Source organism: Variovorax sp. P4_D9 (assembly GCF_056401695.1).
Genome location: NZ_JBFUIU010001601.1, coordinates 1 through 918 on the forward strand (window position 1 = coordinate 1; position 918 = coordinate 918).

Genomic DNA, 918 nt, shown 5'->3' on the forward strand with positions numbered 1-918 from the left:
CCAGTACCTGGCGATCACCGATCATTCGCCGCGGCTCGCGCTGGCCCACGGCCTCGATGCCGGACGGCTCGCGCAACAGATCGACCGGATCGACGAACTCAATGCCCGGCTCCATGGCATCGTGCTGCTGACGGGTATCGAAGTGGACATCCTCGAGGACGGCAGGCTCGACCTGCCCGACGCCGTCCTGCGGCGCCTCGACCTGGTCGTCGGTGCCATCCACCATGGTTTTGAGCTGCCGCGCGACAAGCAAACCGACCGGTTGCTGCGCGCCATGGACCATCCGTGTTTCAGTATCCTTGCCCACCCCAGCGCGCGCCTGATCGACGAGCGGCCCGGCTGCGACTTCGATCTCACGCGCGTGATCCGCAAGGCGCGCGAGCGCGGCTGCTTCCTGGAGCTCAACGCGCAGCCCGCCAGGCTCGACCTGAACGATGTCGCCTGCCGCATGGCGAAGGACGAGTGCGTGCTGGTGAGCATCGCTTCCGATGCGCACAGCTCGATCGAGTTCGRCCACCTTCGCTTCGGCATCGGCCAGGCACGACGGGGCTGGCTGGAAGCGGTCGACGTCCTCAATACCCGAAGCATCGGTGCACTTCGAAGCCTTCTGGCCGGGACGATGGATAGGCCGCAGTCCCATCACGGGACCAGTGCGGCCGAACCACTTTGCATAAACCTGAATCCGTGAGCCCAGACGCACGCTTGGTCGCGTTGGTTTGTTTTGTTGCGCCGTGCCCGTCCAATTTGACCGCCTGAGACATGACATCACCCAATTCGATGGCATTGGATCRTCGGCATCGCGAGTTGGTGGGCGACTTGTTCGGGTTGGCGTGCAATTGCCCCGCGCCGCAACCTCGCGGGAACGCGATTTTCTGGATCCGTGAGTTTCGTGAGGCCGGTGATCGGCCAGTTGCGCTC

Annotated in this window: 1 protein-coding gene; it reads left to right on the top strand. The window is 64.3% G+C overall.

Annotated elements, in window-relative coordinates; genetic code table 11:
- On the top strand, nucleotides 1-688 hold a 688-nt coding region (locus AC1DY5_RS57185; protein WP_478122967.1), incomplete at its 5' end, for a PHP domain-containing protein.
- Nucleotides 689-918 lie beyond the last annotated feature (230 nt).